The 16,036-nt window shown below is 71.2% G+C and carries 15 protein-coding genes; 4 read left to right on the top strand and 11 right to left on the bottom strand.

Annotated features, from left to right (window positions below):
- The 7 genes from ACFV9H_RS05445 to ACFV9H_RS05415 all read right to left on the bottom strand — a co-directional run bounded on the left by ACFV9H_RS05445 (position 1) and on the right by ACFV9H_RS05415 (position 6,555).
- Positions 1 to 252: a hypothetical protein gene (locus ACFV9H_RS05445; protein ID WP_385393662.1), complete on the bottom strand. Its 252-nt coding sequence runs from the start codon at positions 250 to 252 to the stop codon at positions 1 to 3.
- Complete coding sequence (locus tag ACFV9H_RS05440) at positions 249 to 605, bottom strand: hypothetical protein (protein WP_385393660.1); 357 nt, start codon at positions 603 to 605, stop codon at positions 249 to 251. Before ACFV9H_RS05440 ends, ACFV9H_RS05445 begins: the two co-directional genes overlap by 4 nt.
- 141 nt (positions 606 to 746) lie before the next feature.
- A complete protein-coding gene (locus ACFV9H_RS05435; RefSeq protein WP_385393658.1) occupies positions 747 to 1,760 on the bottom strand; it encodes a LacI family DNA-binding transcriptional regulator in 1,014 nt (337 codons plus the stop codon).
- A complete protein-coding gene (locus ACFV9H_RS05430; protein WP_385393655.1) occupies positions 1,745 to 3,331 on the bottom strand; it encodes a glycoside hydrolase family 13 protein in 1,587 nt (528 codons plus the stop codon). Before ACFV9H_RS05430 ends, ACFV9H_RS05435 begins: the two co-directional genes overlap by 16 nt.
- 51 nt (positions 3,332 to 3,382) lie before the next feature.
- A complete protein-coding gene (locus ACFV9H_RS05425) occupies positions 3,383 to 4,246 on the bottom strand; it encodes a sugar ABC transporter permease (protein WP_385393652.1) in 864 nt (287 codons plus the stop codon).
- Positions 4,243 to 5,271 carry a carbohydrate ABC transporter permease gene (locus ACFV9H_RS05420; RefSeq protein WP_385393649.1) on the bottom strand — a complete coding sequence of 343 codons (1,029 nt, stop codon included), beginning with the start codon at positions 5,269 to 5,271 and terminating at the stop codon, positions 4,243 to 4,245. The genes ACFV9H_RS05425 and ACFV9H_RS05420 overlap by 4 nt, the downstream gene beginning before the upstream one ends.
- Positions 5,272 to 5,280: 9 nt before the next feature.
- Positions 5,281 to 6,555, bottom strand: coding sequence for an extracellular solute-binding protein (locus tag ACFV9H_RS05415; protein WP_385393646.1), 1,275 nt, complete (start codon positions 6,553 to 6,555; stop codon positions 5,281 to 5,283).
- Positions 6,556 to 6,776: 221 nt separating this feature from the next.
- Here ACFV9H_RS05415 and ACFV9H_RS05410 point away from each other — a divergent pair, with 221 nt between their 5' ends.
- From ACFV9H_RS05410 to ACFV9H_RS05400, 3 genes are all read left to right on the top strand, one after another.
- Positions 6,777 to 8,396 (top strand): glycoside hydrolase family 13 protein, encoded by a 1,620-nt coding sequence (locus ACFV9H_RS05410; RefSeq protein WP_385393644.1) that lies wholly within the window; start codon positions 6,777 to 6,779, stop codon positions 8,394 to 8,396.
- A gap of 26 nt (positions 8,397 to 8,422) precedes the next feature.
- Positions 8,423 to 9,463, top strand: coding sequence for a LacI family DNA-binding transcriptional regulator (locus ACFV9H_RS05405; protein ID WP_385393642.1), 1,041 nt, complete (start codon positions 8,423 to 8,425; stop codon positions 9,461 to 9,463).
- 74 nt (positions 9,464 to 9,537) lie between these two features.
- Complete coding sequence (locus tag ACFV9H_RS05400) at positions 9,538 to 10,428, top strand: phosphatase PAP2 family protein (protein WP_385393639.1); 891 nt, start codon at positions 9,538 to 9,540, stop codon at positions 10,426 to 10,428.
- Positions 10,429 to 10,437: 9 nt separating this feature from the next.
- Here the strand turns inward: ACFV9H_RS05400 and ACFV9H_RS05395 are convergent, their stop codons facing one another.
- Both ACFV9H_RS05395 and ACFV9H_RS05390 read right to left on the bottom strand, forming a co-directional pair.
- On the bottom strand, positions 10,438 to 11,643 hold the full coding sequence (locus ACFV9H_RS05395; protein ID WP_385393637.1) for a hypothetical protein: 1,206 nt from the start codon (positions 11,641 to 11,643) through the stop codon (positions 10,438 to 10,440).
- The gene (locus ACFV9H_RS05390; RefSeq protein ID WP_385393634.1) at positions 11,640 to 11,927 is read right to left on the bottom strand and encodes a hypothetical protein; all 288 of its coding nucleotides are present in this window, start codon (positions 11,925 to 11,927) and stop codon (positions 11,640 to 11,642) included. Before ACFV9H_RS05390 ends, ACFV9H_RS05395 begins: the two co-directional genes overlap by 4 nt.
- Before the next feature lie 213 nt (positions 11,928 to 12,140).
- Between ACFV9H_RS05390 and ACFV9H_RS05385 the strand changes: the two genes are divergently transcribed.
- A complete protein-coding gene (locus ACFV9H_RS05385; protein WP_385393632.1) occupies positions 12,141 to 12,887 on the top strand; it encodes a CAP domain-containing protein in 747 nt (248 codons plus the stop codon).
- Positions 12,888 to 12,890: 3 nt separating this feature from the next.
- Here ACFV9H_RS05385 and ACFV9H_RS05380 read toward each other — a convergent pair whose 3' ends face one another.
- A complete protein-coding gene (locus ACFV9H_RS05380; protein WP_385393630.1) occupies positions 12,891 to 14,471 on the bottom strand; it encodes an amidohydrolase in 1,581 nt (526 codons plus the stop codon).
- Positions 14,393 to 15,952 (bottom strand): APC family permease, encoded by a 1,560-nt coding sequence (locus ACFV9H_RS05375; protein WP_385393627.1) that lies wholly within the window; start codon positions 15,950 to 15,952, stop codon positions 14,393 to 14,395. The genes ACFV9H_RS05380 and ACFV9H_RS05375 overlap by 79 nt, the downstream gene beginning before the upstream one ends.
- Positions 15,953 to 16,036 lie beyond the last annotated feature (84 nt).

The raw sequence follows: 16,036 nt of genomic DNA, 5'->3' as shown, positions 1-16,036 counted from the left end.
TCACCAGGGGGTGGTCTGGACGATGTAAACGCGTTCATGCCGGGGAACCACGAGGTAGCGGAACATGCCGCCTGGAACGAACTGGTCTGAGCTTCCGGGGCTCATCTCCTGGTAGGTGGTCCCGTTGAGGTAGAGGGCTTCAGCTGCGCGTACCAGCTCACCAGCGCGCTTCTCGACCTCGACGACGAAGGCCGGAGGCGCCCCGCCGACGACCTCCTCCTCGCTGGGGTCGCACTCCCATGTCCAGCTCACAGCCCGGCGGACTCCTCGGCTTCGGCTTCGACGGCGCGGAGGTCTTCCATCGCAGGACGGAACGCGGGGTCGGCGTTGCTGCCGGTGGCGTGGACGGTGGCCAAGGCACGGCGTCGGCGCTCGAAAAGGTCGGGGAGACGCTCGATCTCGACCTCGCGGGCCCAAGTCTTGAGCCATCCGTGAATGGGTCCGAGAGTGTCGTGCTCGGCGGCCAGAGTGAAGGCGGCGTTCTTCTGCCGCTCCATCTCGTCGAGGCGGTGGGGGGCGATGCGTGCGAGGGCGATGCGCAGGGCATCGGGGGTGCGCTCGGGGCGTGGGATGAGCTCTCTGCCGTGTTCGGGCTGTGTGGTCATGGTGTCCTCTCAGGCGTCGGCCCCAGCCAGCGTAACCAGCCGACGCGCCGTGCGGGTCGGTTCGGCGTGCCGGAGGACATCGCGTGGCCCGCCCCCCACGCACCCCCGCACGCGCGTGGACCCGTACCGCCCCGCCTCCCCCTACGGCGCCTGTGCCGTGGAGCCCCTCACCACCAGTTCCGGCTGGAAGATGTACTCCGTGCGCTGGACCGGGGTGCCCGAGACCGCCTCCAGGAGGGCGCCGACCGCCGCCGTGGCCATGGCGCGGACCGGCTGGCGGACCGTGGTCAGCGGGGGGTCCGTGAAGGCGATGAGCGGGGAGTCGTCGAAGCCGACCACCGATACGTCCTCCGGTACGCGCAGCCCCCGCTCGCGGGCCGCGCGGATGACGCCGAGCGCCATCGGGTCGCTGCCGCACACGATGCCCGTGCAGCCGCGTTCCAGCAGGGCCATGCCCGCCGCGTGGCCGCCTTCGACCGTGAACAGGGTGCGTTGGATCAGGCCTTCGGCGCCAGCGGACGGCACGGCCGCGACGAATCCCTGTTCCTTCCGCGCCGACGGCACGTACCGCGTGGGCCCTATCGCGAGGCCGATGCGGCGGTGGCCCAGGTCCTCCAGGTGGCGTACCGCCATCTCGGCCGCCGCACGGTCGTCCGGGGAGATGAAGGGGGCGTTGACGGCTTCGTTGAAGCCGTTGATGAGGACGAAGGGGACACCGCGGGCCGCGAGCCGCTGGTAGCGGGAGGGGTCCGCCGAAGAGTCCGCGTGGAGGCCCGACAGGAACACGATGCCCGTGACCCCGCGCTCCTCCAGCTGCTCCACCAGTTCGTCCTCGGTCGCCCCTCCCGGAGTCTGCGTGCACAGCACCGGCGTGTATCCGTGCCCGGCCAGCGCCTGCTCGATGACCTGCGCGAAGGCCGGGAAGATGGGGTTCGTCAGCTCCGGGATCAGCAGTCCGACCAGGCCGTTGCTGCGGCGCTTGAGCCGCACCGGGCGCTCGTAGCCCAGCAGGTCGAGCGCGGCCAGCACCTTGTGCCGGGTGCCGGCCGCGACGCCCGGCTTGCCGTTGAGCACCCGGCTGACGGTCGCCTCGCTGACCTCGGCCTGCGCGGCGATGTCCGTCAGCCGGAGGGGGGAAGTCACCCCTGCCACCACGCCGTGGTGTCGGAGGGAAGGACGTCTCCTTCGCACGGTCCGCTGGACAGCAGGAGCGAGCCGGGCGCGGGCATCCGTACCGGCGCGGCCGTGGTGTTGGCGGTGCACACGAAGTCGCCCCGGCGGAAGGCCAGCACGCCTTCCGGGGCCTCCAGCCACTCCACGCCCTCGCCCGCGCCCAGCTCCGGCCGCTCGCGCCGCAGTCGCAGGGCCGCGCGGTACAGCTCCAGCGTGGACGCCGGGTCGCCGGTCTGCGCCTCGACGCTCAGCCCGGCCCACTCGGCCGGCTGCGGCAGCCAGCTGCCGCCGGTGCCGAAGCCGTACGGGGCCTGGTCGCCGGACCACGGCAGCGGTACGCGGCAGCCGTCGCGCAGGCCGTCCTGGCCGTTGGCCTTGAAGAAGGAGGGGTCCTGGCGCACCTCGTCGGGGAGGTCCGTCACCTCCGGCAGGCCGAGTTCCTCGCCCTGGTAGACGTACGCCGATCCGGGCAGGGCCAGCATCAGCAGCGCGGCGGCCCGCGCGCGGTCCAGGCTGCCGTAGCGGGTGCGGTGGCGGACCACGTCGTGGTTGGACAGCACCCAGGTCGTCGGGGCGCCGACCGGACGCATCGCGTCGAGGGACTCGTCGATGGTGGCGCGCAGCGCCTCGGCGTCCCAACCGGTGTTCAGGTAGTGGAAGTTGAAGGCCTGGTGCAGCTCGTCGGGGCGCAGGTACATCGCGGTGCGGTCCGCGCTGGGGGTCCAGGCCTCGGCGACGCCGATGCGGTCGCCCGCGTACTCGTCGAGGACGCGGCGCCAGGAGCGGTAGATCTCGTGGACGCCGTCCTGGTCGAAGAAGGGCAGCACCTGGTTGCCGAGCAGCTTGAGCTGTTCGCCGCGGCCGAGGTCGGGCAGGCCGGGGGCCTTGACCAGGCCGTGGGCGACGTCGATGCGGAAGCCGTCGGCGCCGAGGTCGAGCCAGAACCGCAGGATGGAGCGGAACTCGTCCTGGACGGCGGGGTGTTCCCAGTTGAAGTCGGGCTGCTCGGGGGCGAAGAGGTGCAGGTACCACTCGCCGTCGGCGACCCGGGTCCAGGCGGGGCCGCCGAAGATGGACTCCCAGTCGTTCGGGGGTTCACTTCCGTCCGCCCCCCGGCCCGGACGGAAGTGGAAACGCTCGCGCAGCGGCGTGCCCGGCCCTTCCCGCAGCGCCTGCTTGAACCATTCGTGCTGGTCGGAGCAGTGGTTCGGGACGAGGTCGACGATGATGCGCAAGCCGAGCTCGTGGGCCTCGCGGATCACGGCGTCGGCGTCGTGCAGGGTGCCGAACATGGGGTCGATGGCCCGGTAGTCGGCGACGTCGTAGCCGGCGTCGGCCTGCGGGGAGGCGTAGAAGGGGCTGAGCCAGACGGCGTCGACGCCCAGTTCCTTGAGGTAGGGCAGTCGGCTGCGGATGCCTTCGAGGTCCCCCATGCCGTCCCCGTTGGAGTCGGCGAAGCTGCGCGGATAGACCTGGTAGATCACCGCTTCTCTCCACCAGCCGGGCTGGGTGCCGGTGGAGGTGGGAAGTGCGTCGGCGAGGTGCTGGGTCATGTCGTCCTTGAAGAGATCGGGCCGGGGGTGAGAGGGGGCTGGCGCGGGTGGTCAGCCCTTGGTGGCGCCTGCCGTCATCCCGGCGACGAGGTGACGCTGGGCGAAGACGAAGAAGATCGCTGCGGGGATGGCGATGAGCACGGAAGCGGCGCTCATGGCACCCCAGTTGGAGGTGTACTGCGTGACGAAGGTCTGCAGTCCGCCGGCCAGCGTGAGGTTCTCCTCGCCGACCATGAAGGCGGAGGCGTACGCGACTTCGCCCCATGCGGTGATGAAGGCGTAGAAGCCGGTGACGGCGAGGCCGGGCTTGGCGAGCGGCAGGATGAGCCGCCAGAAGGTGCCGAACGGGTTGAGCCCGTCGACGCGGCCGGATTCGTCGATCTCCACCGGGATGGTGTCGAAGAAGCCCTTCATCATCCAGGCGCAGAACGGCACGGCGATCGTGAGGTACGTGATGATCAGGCCGAGGGGCTGGTTGAGCAGCCCGAGGTCGCCCATCAGGTTGTAGAGCGGGACGATGAGGATGGCCATCGGGAACATCTGCGTGATGAGCAGGGTCCACATCAGGGGCTTCATGCCGGGGAACTTGAACCGGCTGACCGCGTATCCGGTGGTGGCGGCGATGAACACGCCGAGGACGGTGGTGACGCCGGCGACCAGGACGGAGTTCGCGAACCAGCTGAGGAAGTGGCTCGACTCCATCAGGTACTGGTAGTTGGAGAGGGTGGGTTCCTTGACGAAGTCCGTGGTGATCGCGTGCTCGGCCGGCTTGAGCGAGGTCAGCAGGATCCACAGCACCGGGAAGACGGCGATGACGGACGCGACGACGAGGGTGGCGTGCAGGCCGACGGAGGCGAGCGGGGATCGGCTCCCCCGCGGGCGGGTGTCGTTCTTGACGGCAGTGGTCACGGTCACCACACCTCTCCCTGCTTGCGCAGCGAGCGCCGGTAGACCAGCGCGAAGATCATGAGCAGCAGGAGGATCAGCACGCCCCAGGTCGCGGAGACGGCGAAGTCGCGCGGGCTGGTGACGAAGGCCTCGCGGAAGGCCTGGGTCACGAGGATCTCGGTGGAGTCGCCCGGGCCGCCCCGGGTGAGCAGGAAGATCACCGGGAACATGTTGAAGGTCCAGATGGTGGAGAGCAGGATCACCGTCATGCTGACCGAGCGCAGGCCGGGCAGGGTGATGTGCCGGAACCGCTGCCAGGCGGTGGCGCCGTCCATTTCGGCGGCCTCGTAGAGCTCGCCGGGGATGGACTGCAGTCCGCCGAGCAGGGCGACCATCATGAAGGGGACGCCGAGCCAGACGTTGACGGCGATGACCGAGAACTTGGCCCAGGTCGGGTCGTCGAGCCACGGGATCGCGGCGATGCCGCCGCCGTCGAGGATCTTGTTGAGGATGCCGTTGTCGCGGTTGAAGAGGAACCGCCAGGCGAAGACGGAGACGAAGCCGGGCACGGCCCAGGGCAGGATCAGCGCCATCCGGTAGGCGGCGCGGCCGCGGAACTCCCGGTTGAGCATGTTGGCCAGCACCAGGCCGAGCGTGAAGGTGATCGACACGCAGCCGACGGTCCACAGGACCGTCCACACCAGCCGCTGCAGGAACACCGGGTCGCTGAGCACGGCCGCGTAGTTGTCGAGTCCGACGAACTCGTACGTGGCCTCGATGTGGCGGACGCCGATGGTGCGGGAGACGTTGCGCTCGTTGGCATCGGTCAGCGACAGGTAGATGCCCCGGACCAGCGGCCAGCCGATGATCACGCCGAGGACGAGCACCACCGGGGCGATCATGGCCCAGGCGTACCAGTGGGTGGCGAGGGCCCGCCCCAGCCCACCGCGCTTCCTGCTGTCAGTCCTGCGGCTCCGGCCGCGGGCGACGTCGGTGTTCCCGACTTCGTCACCCGCGGCCTTCGCCACCGACTGGCTGGTGTGAGCAGCCATCTGTATCTACTACTTCCAACCCTTGAGGATCTTGCGGAATTCGACTCCGGCCGCCTTGGCCGCGTCCTCCGGGCTCGAAGCCCCGGTGATCGCCTTGGTGTATTCGACCTTCAGCGGCTCGAAGAGGGAGCCGTTCTCCGGGATCCAGGCGCGCTCGACGGCCTTGTCCACGGCCGGCTTGAAGAACTGCACCATCTGGTTGCCCTTGACGTCGGGCTGGTCGTAGGCGGCGGTGCGGGTGGGGAGCAGGCTCAGCTCCTTCGAAGACTGCACCTGCACCTCCTGCGAGGTCATGTACTCGACGAAGGCGTGCGCGGCGTCGCGGTTCTTGGACCCGGCGAAGACGGCCAGGTCGTGGCCGCCCTGCGGGGAGCCCGCCTTGACCGAGCCGGCCGGGACGGGGGCGACGCCGAGGTTGGCCTTGTCCTTGAACTGGTCGCCCGCGTAGGTGTCGGCGACGGCCCACGGACCGTTGATCATCATCGCCACCTCCCCGGTCTTGAAGGCGGTCTGCATGTTCACCCAGCCGTCGGTGGCGTTGGTGAGCGCCGCCCCCGAGGTGACCAGGTCGCGCGCGGTCTTGAAGGCCTTGACGCCCGCCGCGTTGTCGACCGTGACGGTCTTGTTCTTGGCGTCGACCAGGTCGCCGCCCTCGCCGTAGATCAGCGGGAGGAACCAGTAGGAGTCGTCGCCGCGCAGGTAGAGGCCGGCCTTGCCGGTCTTGCTCTTGATGGCGGCGGCGGCGGTCTTCAGCTCCTCCAGCGTGGTGGGGGGCTGGACACCGGCGTCGGCGAGCATCTTCTTGTTGTAGAAGAGGCCGAGGGAGTCGATGACCTGCGGCACGGCGTAGGTCTTGCCCTCGAACTTGCCGCTGGCCGCGGCCTGCTTGAGGAACTCCGCGTCCACCTTCTTCGCCGTCTCGGCCGGCACCTCGTCGAGGTAGCCGAGCGAGGCGAAGTCGGCGACCCAGCCGACATCGGCGCGGATCACGTCGGGGGCGTCGGAGCCGCTGCTGAAGGCGTTCTTGACCTTGTTCTGCGCGTCGCCGTACGGCACGTTCACGTACTTGACGGTGACCTTCGGGTGCTTCGCGGTGAACGCCTCGGCGATCTTCTGGAAGCTGGCCTTCTCGGCGTCGTTCGAGGTGTCCCACCACGTGACCGTGCCGGAAAGCTCGCCGCCGGACTTGGTCTCGCCACCGTCGCCCTTGGTGTCACCGCCGCAAGCCGTCGCCGCGAGCGCCAGGGTCGCGACCAGCGCGGTGGCCGCTATGCCACGCCGCATATGAACTCCTTCGATGATCCCGGCCGCGCCTCGCGGTCCCGAGTTGCAGGGAACGTAACAAGCCTGCAAGCCGACCGAAAGACCTTGCGGCAATTTTCTGCAAGACGAGCTGATCGTTACATCCGTGTGTCCGTACGGTTGCCGCAGCTTGCTGTTAGTTCGAGTCACCTTCGACCGTCCGGGCCCGCAACCAGGGGGCGTGTACTCGCGTTGACCCCGATATGACCCATGAGCTGATCGCGTCCCGGCTTGCAAGCGCTTCCAGCAACGCGACTTCCGGCAACGCGACCGCGAGCGGCTGGTGGCGCGATGCCGTCATCTATCAGGTCTACGTACGATCCTTCGCGGACAGCGACGGGGACGGCGTCGGGGACCTGCGCGGCGTGCGCGAGCGCCTCCCGCACCTGGCCCGCCTCGGGGTCGACGCGGTGTGGCTGACCCCCTTCTACGTCTCCCCGCAGGCGGACGGCGGCTACGACGTCGCCGACTACCGGGCCGTCGACCCCCTCTTCGGGGACCTCTCCGACGCCGACGCGCTCGTCGCGGCCGCGCACGCGCTCGGGCTGCGGGTGATCGTGGACGTCGTACCGAACCACACCTCCGCCGAGCACCCCTGGTTCCGGGCGGCCCTGCGCGACCCCGCCGCCCGCGCCCGCTACCACTTCCACCCCGGCCGGGGACCGTCCGGAGAGCTCCCGCCCAACGACTGGGAGTCCGTCTTCGGCGGCCCCGCCTGGACCCGGCTGCCCGACGGCGACTGGTACCTGCACCTCTTCGCCCCCGAGCAGCCCGACCTGAACTGGGAGCACCCCGAGGTCTCCGAGGAGTTCGACTCCGTCCTGCGCTTCTGGCTCGACCTCGGCATCGACGGCTTCCGCGTCGACGTCGCCCACGGCATGGTCAAGGCCCCCGGCCTGCCCGACATCGGCCACGGCGCCCAGGCCACCCTCATCGGCACCGAGCCGCTCCCCTTCTTCGACCAGGAAGGCGTCCACGAGATCCACCGCTCCTGGCGCCGCCTCCTCGACTCCTACCCGGGCGAGCGCATCGGGGTCGCCGAGGCCTGGGCCCCCACCTCCGAGCGGCTAGCCCTGTACATCCGCCCCGACGAACTGCACCAGGCCTTCAACTTCCGCTTCCTGAACTGCCCGTGGGACCCGGCCGCGATGCGCACCGTCATCGACGAGTCCCTGGCCGCCACCGCCTCGGTCGACGCCCCGACCACCTGGGTGCTGTCCAACCACGACGTGGTCCGCCACCGCACCCGCTACGGCAGCCTGGACCGCGCCCGGGCCGCCGCCCTGCTGATGCTGGCCCTGCCCGGATCGGCGTACGTCTACCAGGGCGAGGAACTCGGCCTGCCGGAGGTGACGGACCTCCCGGACGACGCCCGCCGGGATCCGGCCTTCCACCGCACGGCCGGCCAGGACGGCCTGCGCGACGGCTGCCGCGTGCCGCTGCCCTGGGCCGGCGCGGAGCCGCCGTACGGCTTCGGGCCGGGCGGGACCTGGCTGCCGCAGCCCGCCGGGTGGGGCGACCTCAGCGTGGCCGCCCAGACCGGCGACCCGCACTCCACCCTGGAGCTGTACCGCGCCGCCCTGGAGCTGCGCCGCGCCATGCCGGGCCTGGGCGCGCCGGAGGCGGGCCCGCTGACCTGGCAGTCCGCGCCCGAAGACGTCCTCCTCTTCACCCGCCCCGGCTTCGCCTGCACCCTCAACACCCGCCCGACCCCCGTCGAACTCCCCGCGCCCGGCCGTCCCGTACTCTCCAGCGCCCCCGTGGAGACGGACGGCCGCACGGTCCGGCTTCCCCCGGATTCGTGCACGTGGTGGGCAATGTGAACGTCCGACCGGTACAGTCCAATCCCGTGACCGCACGGCTAGCCGACATCGCAGCCCAGGCGGGGGTCAGCGAAGCCACAGTCAGCCGCGTGCTCAACGGCAAGCCCGGTGTGGCCGCAGGCACCCGTGAGTCCGTGCTGGCCGCGCTCGACGTGCTCGGCTACGAGCGTCCCGTGAAGCTGCGCCAGCGCAGCGCGGGGCTCGTCGGCCTGATAACCCCCGAGCTGGACAACCCCATCTTCCCGGCGCTCGCCCAGGTCATCGGCCAGGCCCTGACCCGGCAGGGGTACACCCCGGTCCTGGCCACGCAGACGCCCGGCGGGTCCACCGAGGACGAGCTGACCGAGATGCTGGTCGACCGCGGCGTCTCCGGGATCATCTTCGTCTCCGGGCTGCACGCCGACACCACCGCCGACATGGGCCGCTACGACCAACTCCGGGGCCAGGGCGTCCCGTACGTCCTCATCAACGGCTTCTCCGACAAGGTCCAGGCCCCCTTCGTCTCCCCCGACGACCGCGCCGCGATGCAGCTCGCCGTCACCCACCTCACCGCGCTCGGCCACACCCGGATCGGGCTGGCGGTCGGGCCGAAGCGGTTCGTGCCGGTGCTCCGCAAGATCGAGGGCTTCCGGCTCGGGATGAAGGAGCGGCTCGGACTCGACGAGGCCGCGGTCGAGGGGCTGATCCAGCACTCCCTCTACACCCTGGAGGGCGGCCAGGCCGCCGCCTCCGCGCTGATCTCCCGCGGCTGCACCGCCGTGGTGTGCGCGAGCGACATGATGGCGCTCGGCGCGATCCGGGCAGCCCGGCAGCAGGGGCTGCGCGTCCCCCAGGACGTGTCGGTGGTCGGCTTCGACGACTCCCCACTCATAGCGTTCACCGATCCGCCGCTGACCACCATCCGGCAGCCCGTGCAGGCCATGGGGCAGGCCGCGGTCCGGACGCTGCTGGAGGAGATCGGCGGTACGCCGGCCCCGCACAGCGAATTCGTCTTCCTGCCGGAGCTGGTGGTGCGCGGCTCCACGGCCTCCGGCCCGGGGCAGGGTCGGGGGCGGAGTCGTCCCTAGGACGGAGAGGCTGCGCCCAAGACCGTCCCGAGGGATGATCGAGGGCGAGAACGCATCTGGCAGACTCTTTTCCCATGGGTGAAGCGAGCGTGAAGACACTGGAAACCCGGACGGCTGTCTCGTCACCCACCGTGACCGAGAGCGAGACCCGACCGGGGTCCGACCGCACCCTGATCTCCAGGTTGCGTTCGCCGCGCCGGCCGCGGATCTGGTTCGAGGTCCTCCTCATCGCGGTCAGCTACTGGACGTACTCGCTGATCCGCAACGCCGTGCCCGAGCAGAAGGCGGCCGCCCTCGCGAACGCCGACTGGATCTGGCGCGTCGAGCACGATCTCGGCATCGCCGTGGAGAAGTCCGTCAACCACGCCGTCGATTCGGTGACGTGGCTGATCGTGGGCATGAACTACTACTACGCCACGCTCCACTTCATCGTGACCATCGGCGTGCTCGTGTGGATCTACCGTTTCCATCCCGGGCGTTACGCGGCCACGCGCCTGGTCCTCTTCGCCACCACGGGCGTGGCCCTCGTCGGCTACTACTTCTACCCGCTCGCGCCGCCCCGGCTGATGAACGGGCAGGACTTCATCGACACCGTGCTGGTGCACCACACCTGGGGCTCCATGGCCTCCGGCAACCTCAAGCACATGTCGAACCAGTACGCGGCCATGCCCTCCATGCACATAGGGTGGTCGCTCTGGTGCGGGCTGACGATCTTCGCGGTCGCCTCCGCCCCCTGGGCCCGCATCCTGGGCCTGCTCTACCCGACGGTGACGCTCGTCGTCATCGTCGCCACCGCCAACCACTTCTGGCTCGACGCGGTGGGCGGCCTGCTCTGTCTGGCCTTCGGTTACCTCGTCTCGCGGGCCTGGTTCGGCTCGCTCCCGCACCTGCTGCCGCGCCACCCCGAGCACGCGGGTCCGCACCCGGCGGCGGCGCTGCTGAACCGCTTCCGCACCCGCGCCTGACGACGCGGGTCAATCGGGGCGCACCGCCCCCTCCCGTAGCCCTCGCCACCTCCGCAGCAGTCCGCGCCGAGCAGCGGGCACGGGCTCCGGCCCGGACGGCCGTACCGAGACCTCCGCGCCCGGACCGAGCCGCTCCAGAGCCTCGCCGAGGGTGCGGGCGTAGGCCTCGTCCGCCAGGATCCGCACGCTCTCGAAGGGGTGGCCGAGGCGTTCCTCCGACGCCAGGATCCGGCGGAGCAGCGGCGCCGCCGCCGCGGCCGGGGCGCCGATCTCCCCGAGCCTGCGGACGGCCTCGTGCACCGGCATGGCCGGCTGCCCCGTCCAGGCCGGGTCCACGGCCGCCAGCAGCACCGGCACGGCCGGCTCCGGGTCTCCGGTGATCCGCCAGTACGCGTGCGCCGCGGCGACCCTGGTCCAGGCGCCGGGCGACTCCATCAGGCCGCGCACGGTGTCCGTGTGCGCCGCGGCCAGGGGGCCGAGGTCGGCGAGGAAGGGCAGGCCGTGGCCTGCGCTCCCGGACGCCACGGCCGAGCCGCACACGTCGAGGGCGAGGGTGGGGTCCCCGGTGGCCCTCCAGTGCGCCCAGGCCGCCCGCCGGAGGTGGTGGCGGCGGGCCGACGGAGTGCGGCCGGTGGCGAAGGCGGCCAGCCGGTCGGCGGCGACGGCGGCCGGGGGGCCGATCCTGCCGAGGACGCGCAGGGCGTCGTAGGCGTACGGCGTCTCCAGGTACCGGACCACGTCGGGCACGGCGGGCGCCGCGGCCGGACCCCAGGCGGCGAGGAGTTCGAGCGTGAACGTACTCGCGTGGTACCGCTCCGGCCGTCGGCGCAGACCGGGCAGCACCACGGGGAGCAGGTGTACGGCGGGCAGCGCGGCCAGGATGCGGGCCCGGGGGCGATCGGAAGGGAGCTGGTTGTCGTTCGCGAGGCGCCGCAGGGCGGGCAGCGCCCGGACGTCGCCCATCCCGGCGAGGGCGAGGGCGTTCGCCTCGGCGGAGTGCCCGGAGGCGCGGACGATCCGCCTGAGCCGCTTGTCGAGGGACTCGGCGATCCGATCGGCATGCGCGGCGACGGCCCGGCCGGCCTGGGCCATCGCGGCGTCGGCGTCCCAGTTCGGCTCCCTGTCGCAGGCGGCCGTGACGACGGCTTTCCAGCACCACGGATCCGGCCGCCGGTAACGGAACACCGCCTTGACGGCGTCGTCCAGGCGTCTCACGCGGTGACCCGCGTCAGGGCGGAGAGGCCCTCGGCCGACGACTTGCTGCTCATGTCTCCCCCGGTACCTTCAACGACCGCCTCTTCCTCGCGGAACACACTGCCAGGCAGTTCCGGGTCCGATACGTGACATGCATCACAGCGCACCTCTCGACGCGGGGCATCCGCAAGGGATTTCACGCCATCGACATTTCGATATTTGTCCGTTTTGGAATCGACATTCCCCTCAACTACGGGAACGGAATCCGCGATACCGGCAAGCCCGTCGCCGACCCGCCTGGTCACGGCCGTTTCTGAGAACCCCTCAGACGGTTGCGGCAGTGATCAGATCGTGACCATGCACGATCACCGGCCCGTTTCAAGCCGGGATGCGAATGCCCCGAGGACGTCGGAAACGGAAACTTGCCAGGCCGTTGGAGGGCTTTTAAGAATGGCGGCCACTCCGGCGCCCCGCGGTTCGGGCTCCGGAAGCTTCGCGATCACCGAGTGAGGTCACGCATGCAGAAGCATCGGAAGAAGAAGCCCTACAGGAAAATAGTCATCGGCGTCGGTGTCCTGGGAATCGTGGGTGTCCCCAGTGTCGCCGTGGCCTGCTGGGACACCCAGGACACCGGTCGGACGCGGGCCGCGAGCCGGCAGGAGAGCCGCCCGTGGCAGTACGCGACGCCCTCGGCCACCCCGAGTTCTCAGGCACCTGTGGACGTCCCGCCGCCGAGCAGCCCGCCGGCCGCCTCCCCCAGCAGCCCCGCGGCGTCCGCGCAGCCGGTCGTACAGACGACGGCGCCTGCGCGGCCGCAGCCGACGAAGCCACCGACCGTCACCAGGCAGCCGGCGCCCGCGCCCTCGAAGACCTCTGCCGCGCCTGCTTCCGGCGCCGCCGCCGCGGTCCTCTCACTCGTCAACCAGGAGCGCGCCGCCGCGGGGTGCCCGGCCCTCACGCTCAACGCGAAGCTCACCAAGGCCGCGCAGGACCACAGCGCGGACATGGCCGCCCACGGCAACATGTCCCACACCGGCTCCGACGGATCCGACGCGGGCCAGCGCATCACCCGCGCCGGATACGCGTGGAGCTCGTACGGCGAGAACGTCGCCTACGGCTACAGCACTCCCGAAAAGGTCATGGAGGGCTGGATGAACAGCCCCGGCCACAGGCAGAACATCCTGAACTGCTCCTTCAAGGAGATCGGCATCGGTCTGGCGCAGCCGAACTCCTACTGGACACAGGACTTCGGCACGGCTCGCTGACGTTCAACGGTGGGTGATGCGCCCGCCCGACATCGTGAGGACGACCGGCGCCTCGGCCAGCTCGTCCGGGCCGGCCGTCACCGGATCCAGCGCGAAGGCCGTGAGGTCCGCGCGGAAGCCCGGTGCGATCCGGCCCGCCACCCTCTCCTCCCCCGCCGCGAGCGCCGCGTGCGAGGTCATGCCCTCCAAGGCCATCAGCCCGGTCAGGGCCCGGCCGGCCGAGGCCGCCCCGAGCGGGCTGCGGGCGGTGAGCAGCACCTGGCGGGCGTCGTAGTGGGCGATCGGCCAGTCGGAGCCCAGCGCGAGGACGGCTCCCGCGTCGCGCAGGTCCCGGCAGCGCCAGGCCCGCCCGGCCCGGTCGTCCCCCAGCCGCTTCGACCACTCGTCGGTGTGGTCGGCGCGGGTGTACCCGGTGTGCGGCGGCTGCATCGAGGCGATCACCCCGAGCTCCGCGAACCGCTTCAGCTGGTCGTCGGGGACGGTCTCGATGTGCTCGATCCGGTGCCGCATCCGGGCCCGTACGCCGATCGCCTCCACGGTGTCCAGGACGTGGCGGACGGCGGCGTCGCCGATGGCGTGGGTGGCCGTACGCACCCCGGCCGCGTCCAGGATCCGTACCGCCCGGGCGTAGGCCTCGGGGTCCGGCCAGAAGGCCTCGGTGCCCTGGCCGTGGCAGTCGGCGTGCTCCAGCCAGGCGGTGCCTCCCTCGACGGTGCCGTCCATGAAGAACTTCACGCCGCCGACCTGCCAGTTCCGGCCCATGAGGCGTTGGAGCTCGATCAGCTCGTCGAGCTCGTCGTCGTCGTCGGCGCCCGGCATGCACCAGGGGGCGAGGTTCAGTCGGAGCGGGAGGTGGCCCTCGTACTCGACGGCCGACAGGAGGGCCGGTACGTCCCCGTCGCCCATGTCCATGACGTGGGCGCCGGTGAGTCCGGTGGCGGCCATGTCGTTCAGCAGTCCGACGAGGCCGGCGCGGCGCTCGGCCGAGGAGGGCTTGGGCACGAGGGCGCTGACGAGGCCCATCGCGGCGTGCTCGATCAGGTGGCCGGTGGGGCGGCCCTCGGAGTCGCAGACGATCTCGGAGCGCTGGGCGAAGGTGCGCGGCCCGGTGATGCCGGCGGCGGCGAGGGCCGCGCCGTTCACGAGCGCGGAGTGGCCGTCGTACAGGCGCAGGAAGGCGGGGGCGCCGCCCAGGGCCTCCTCGACGAGGACCCTGTCGACGGGCCGGCCGCCGAAGGCGTTGTGGTCGAGGCCGTGGCCGACGACCCAGCCCTTGGCGCGGTCCGCCGCGCGCAGGGCGGCGCGCAGTTGGTCGAGGTCCCGTACGGCGGAGAGGTCGGTGCCGGTGGCCATCTCGATGCCCCAGACCGGGTGGCTGTGGGCGTCGGTGAGGCCGGGGGTGAGGGTGGCGCCGCCGAGGTCGATCAGCTCGGTGTCGGGGCCGAGGCAGTCGCGGCGTACGTCGGAGTCCTCCCCCACGGCCACGATCTCGCCGCCGAGGACGGCTACCGCGCGGGCTTGGGGGCGGCCGGGGTCGAGGGTGCGGACGCGGGCTCCGGTGAGGACGGTGTCGGCAGCGGGCACGGGGGGTCTTCTCCTTCTGACGTGCGGGGCTGTTCGGGCTCTTCGGGCTCTTCAGGCTCTTCGGCGAAGCGGGCGTATATCTCGGGGCGGCGGGTCTTCAACCGCTGGGCGAGGGCCAGGCCGGCGAGGAAGACGGCGGGCACGAGGGCGACGAGGACGGTGTTGACGGTGGTGGAGGCCATGGTGAAGAGCTCGACCTTGGAGGCGACAAGGAAGATCGCCACGGCGAGGAGGACGGCGGCGGCGACGGGCGCGACCACGGTCCGCCAGGGGCCTTCCGCATGGGCGGTGCGCCGGAAGTAGACGGGTACGGCGATCGCCGCGAGCAGCATCAGCACCATGAGGGCGATCATGCCGGGGGTGTTCACCCAGAGCAGCAGCTGCTGGTACGGGTCGGCTCCGGCGAGCGCGAAGCCGAGGACGATCACAGCTCCGAGGACGGTCTGCGCGAGGCCCGCCCGGTACGGGGAGCGGTGGCGGGGGTGGACGCGGCCGAGGGCGGCGGGCAGCACCCCCTCCTCGGAGAGCGCGAGGGCGTACCGGTTGATGGCGTTGTGGAAGGCGAGCAGGGAGGCGATGACGCTGGTGACGATGAAGACGTGCATCAGGTCCGCCGCCCAGGGGCCGACGTAGGTGGTGATCGCGGCGAAGAAGAGCCCGCCGGGGTCGGCGCCGGCGGCGGCGAGCACTTCCTCCGCGCCGAAGGCCTGGATGACCGTCCAGACGATGAAGGCGTAGAAGAGGCCGAGGAAGGCGACGGCGATGTAGGTGGCGCGCGGGATGGTCCGGTCGGGGTCGCGGGCCTCGCGGCGGTAGATGACGGTGGACTCGAAGCCGGTGAAGGCGGCGAACGCGAAGGCCAGGACGGCTGCGGTACCGGGCACGAGGACGGCTCCGGGGGCGAAGGAGCCGAGGGAGAGCCCGTGGGCGCCGCCCTCGAGGAGCACTCCGGCCGCCAGCAGGACGAGTATCCCCGTCTCGGCGACGAGCAGGATCCCGAGCAGCTTGGCGCCGAAGTCGATGGAGCGGAAGCCGCCGTACCAGATGAGCGCGAGCCCGGCGAGGGAGACGGGCAGCCAGGGGATGTCGAGGCCGAACAGGGCGCGGCCGGTGTCGGCGGTGGTCGTACCGAGGAGGCCGTAGACCCCGATCTCCATGCCGTTGTAGCCGATGAGCGCGAGCAGGGCGGCGCCGATGCCGACGCGCTTGCCGAGGCCGCGGGTGATGTACGCGTAGAAGGCGCCGCCGCTGCGGACGTGGCGGCTCATGGTGGTGAAGCCGATGGCGAAGACGGCGAGGGTGATGCCGGCGAGCAGGTAGCCGGCGGGGGCGCCGATGCCGCCGAGGAGGATCGCGACGGGGGCGACGCCGGCCATGACGGTGAGGGGGGCGGCGGCGGAGACGACGAAGAAGGAGATGTCGGCGGTGCCGAGCGCCGCGCGGCGCAGTTCGGGTGGCGTGGTGCTTTCGGGTTCGGGCAAGGCGGGGCCCTTCTGCTGGGGGAGGCAGAATCGGAAACCTAAAGGCTTTCGGTTTGCGGCAATGTAGCCTCCGGTTTCGGAGTA

It is taken from the genome of Streptomyces sp. NPDC059874 (assembly GCF_042731135.1).
GTDB lineage: Bacteria > Actinomycetota > Actinomycetes > Streptomycetales > Streptomycetaceae > Streptomyces.
This window is presented reverse-complemented; position numbering and strand designations above follow the sequence as displayed.

Bases quoted from the DNA above. Each gene is read 5' to 3' on its own strand.
- ACFV9H_RS05440 (WP_385393660.1), bottom strand. From the start codon at position 605: ATGACCACACAGCCCGAACACGGCAGAGAGCTCATCCCACGCCCCGAG.
- ACFV9H_RS05430 (WP_385393655.1), bottom strand. From the start codon at position 3,331: ATGACCCAGCACCTCGCCGACGCACTTCCCACCTCCACCGGCACCCAG.
- ACFV9H_RS05420 (WP_385393649.1), bottom strand. From the start codon at position 5,271: ATGGCTGCTCACACCAGCCAGTCGGTGGCGAAGGCCGCGGGTGACGAA.
- ACFV9H_RS05415 (WP_385393646.1), bottom strand. From the start codon at position 6,555: ATGCGGCGTGGCATAGCGGCCACCGCGCTGGTCGCGACCCTGGCGCTC.
- ACFV9H_RS05410 (WP_385393644.1), top strand. From the start codon at position 6,777: ATGACCCATGAGCTGATCGCGTCCCGGCTTGCAAGCGCTTCCAGCAAC.
- ACFV9H_RS05400 (WP_385393639.1), top strand. From the start codon at position 9,538: ATGGGTGAAGCGAGCGTGAAGACACTGGAAACCCGGACGGCTGTCTCG.
- ACFV9H_RS05385 (WP_385393632.1), top strand. From the start codon at position 12,141: ATGCAGAAGCATCGGAAGAAGAAGCCCTACAGGAAAATAGTCATCGGC.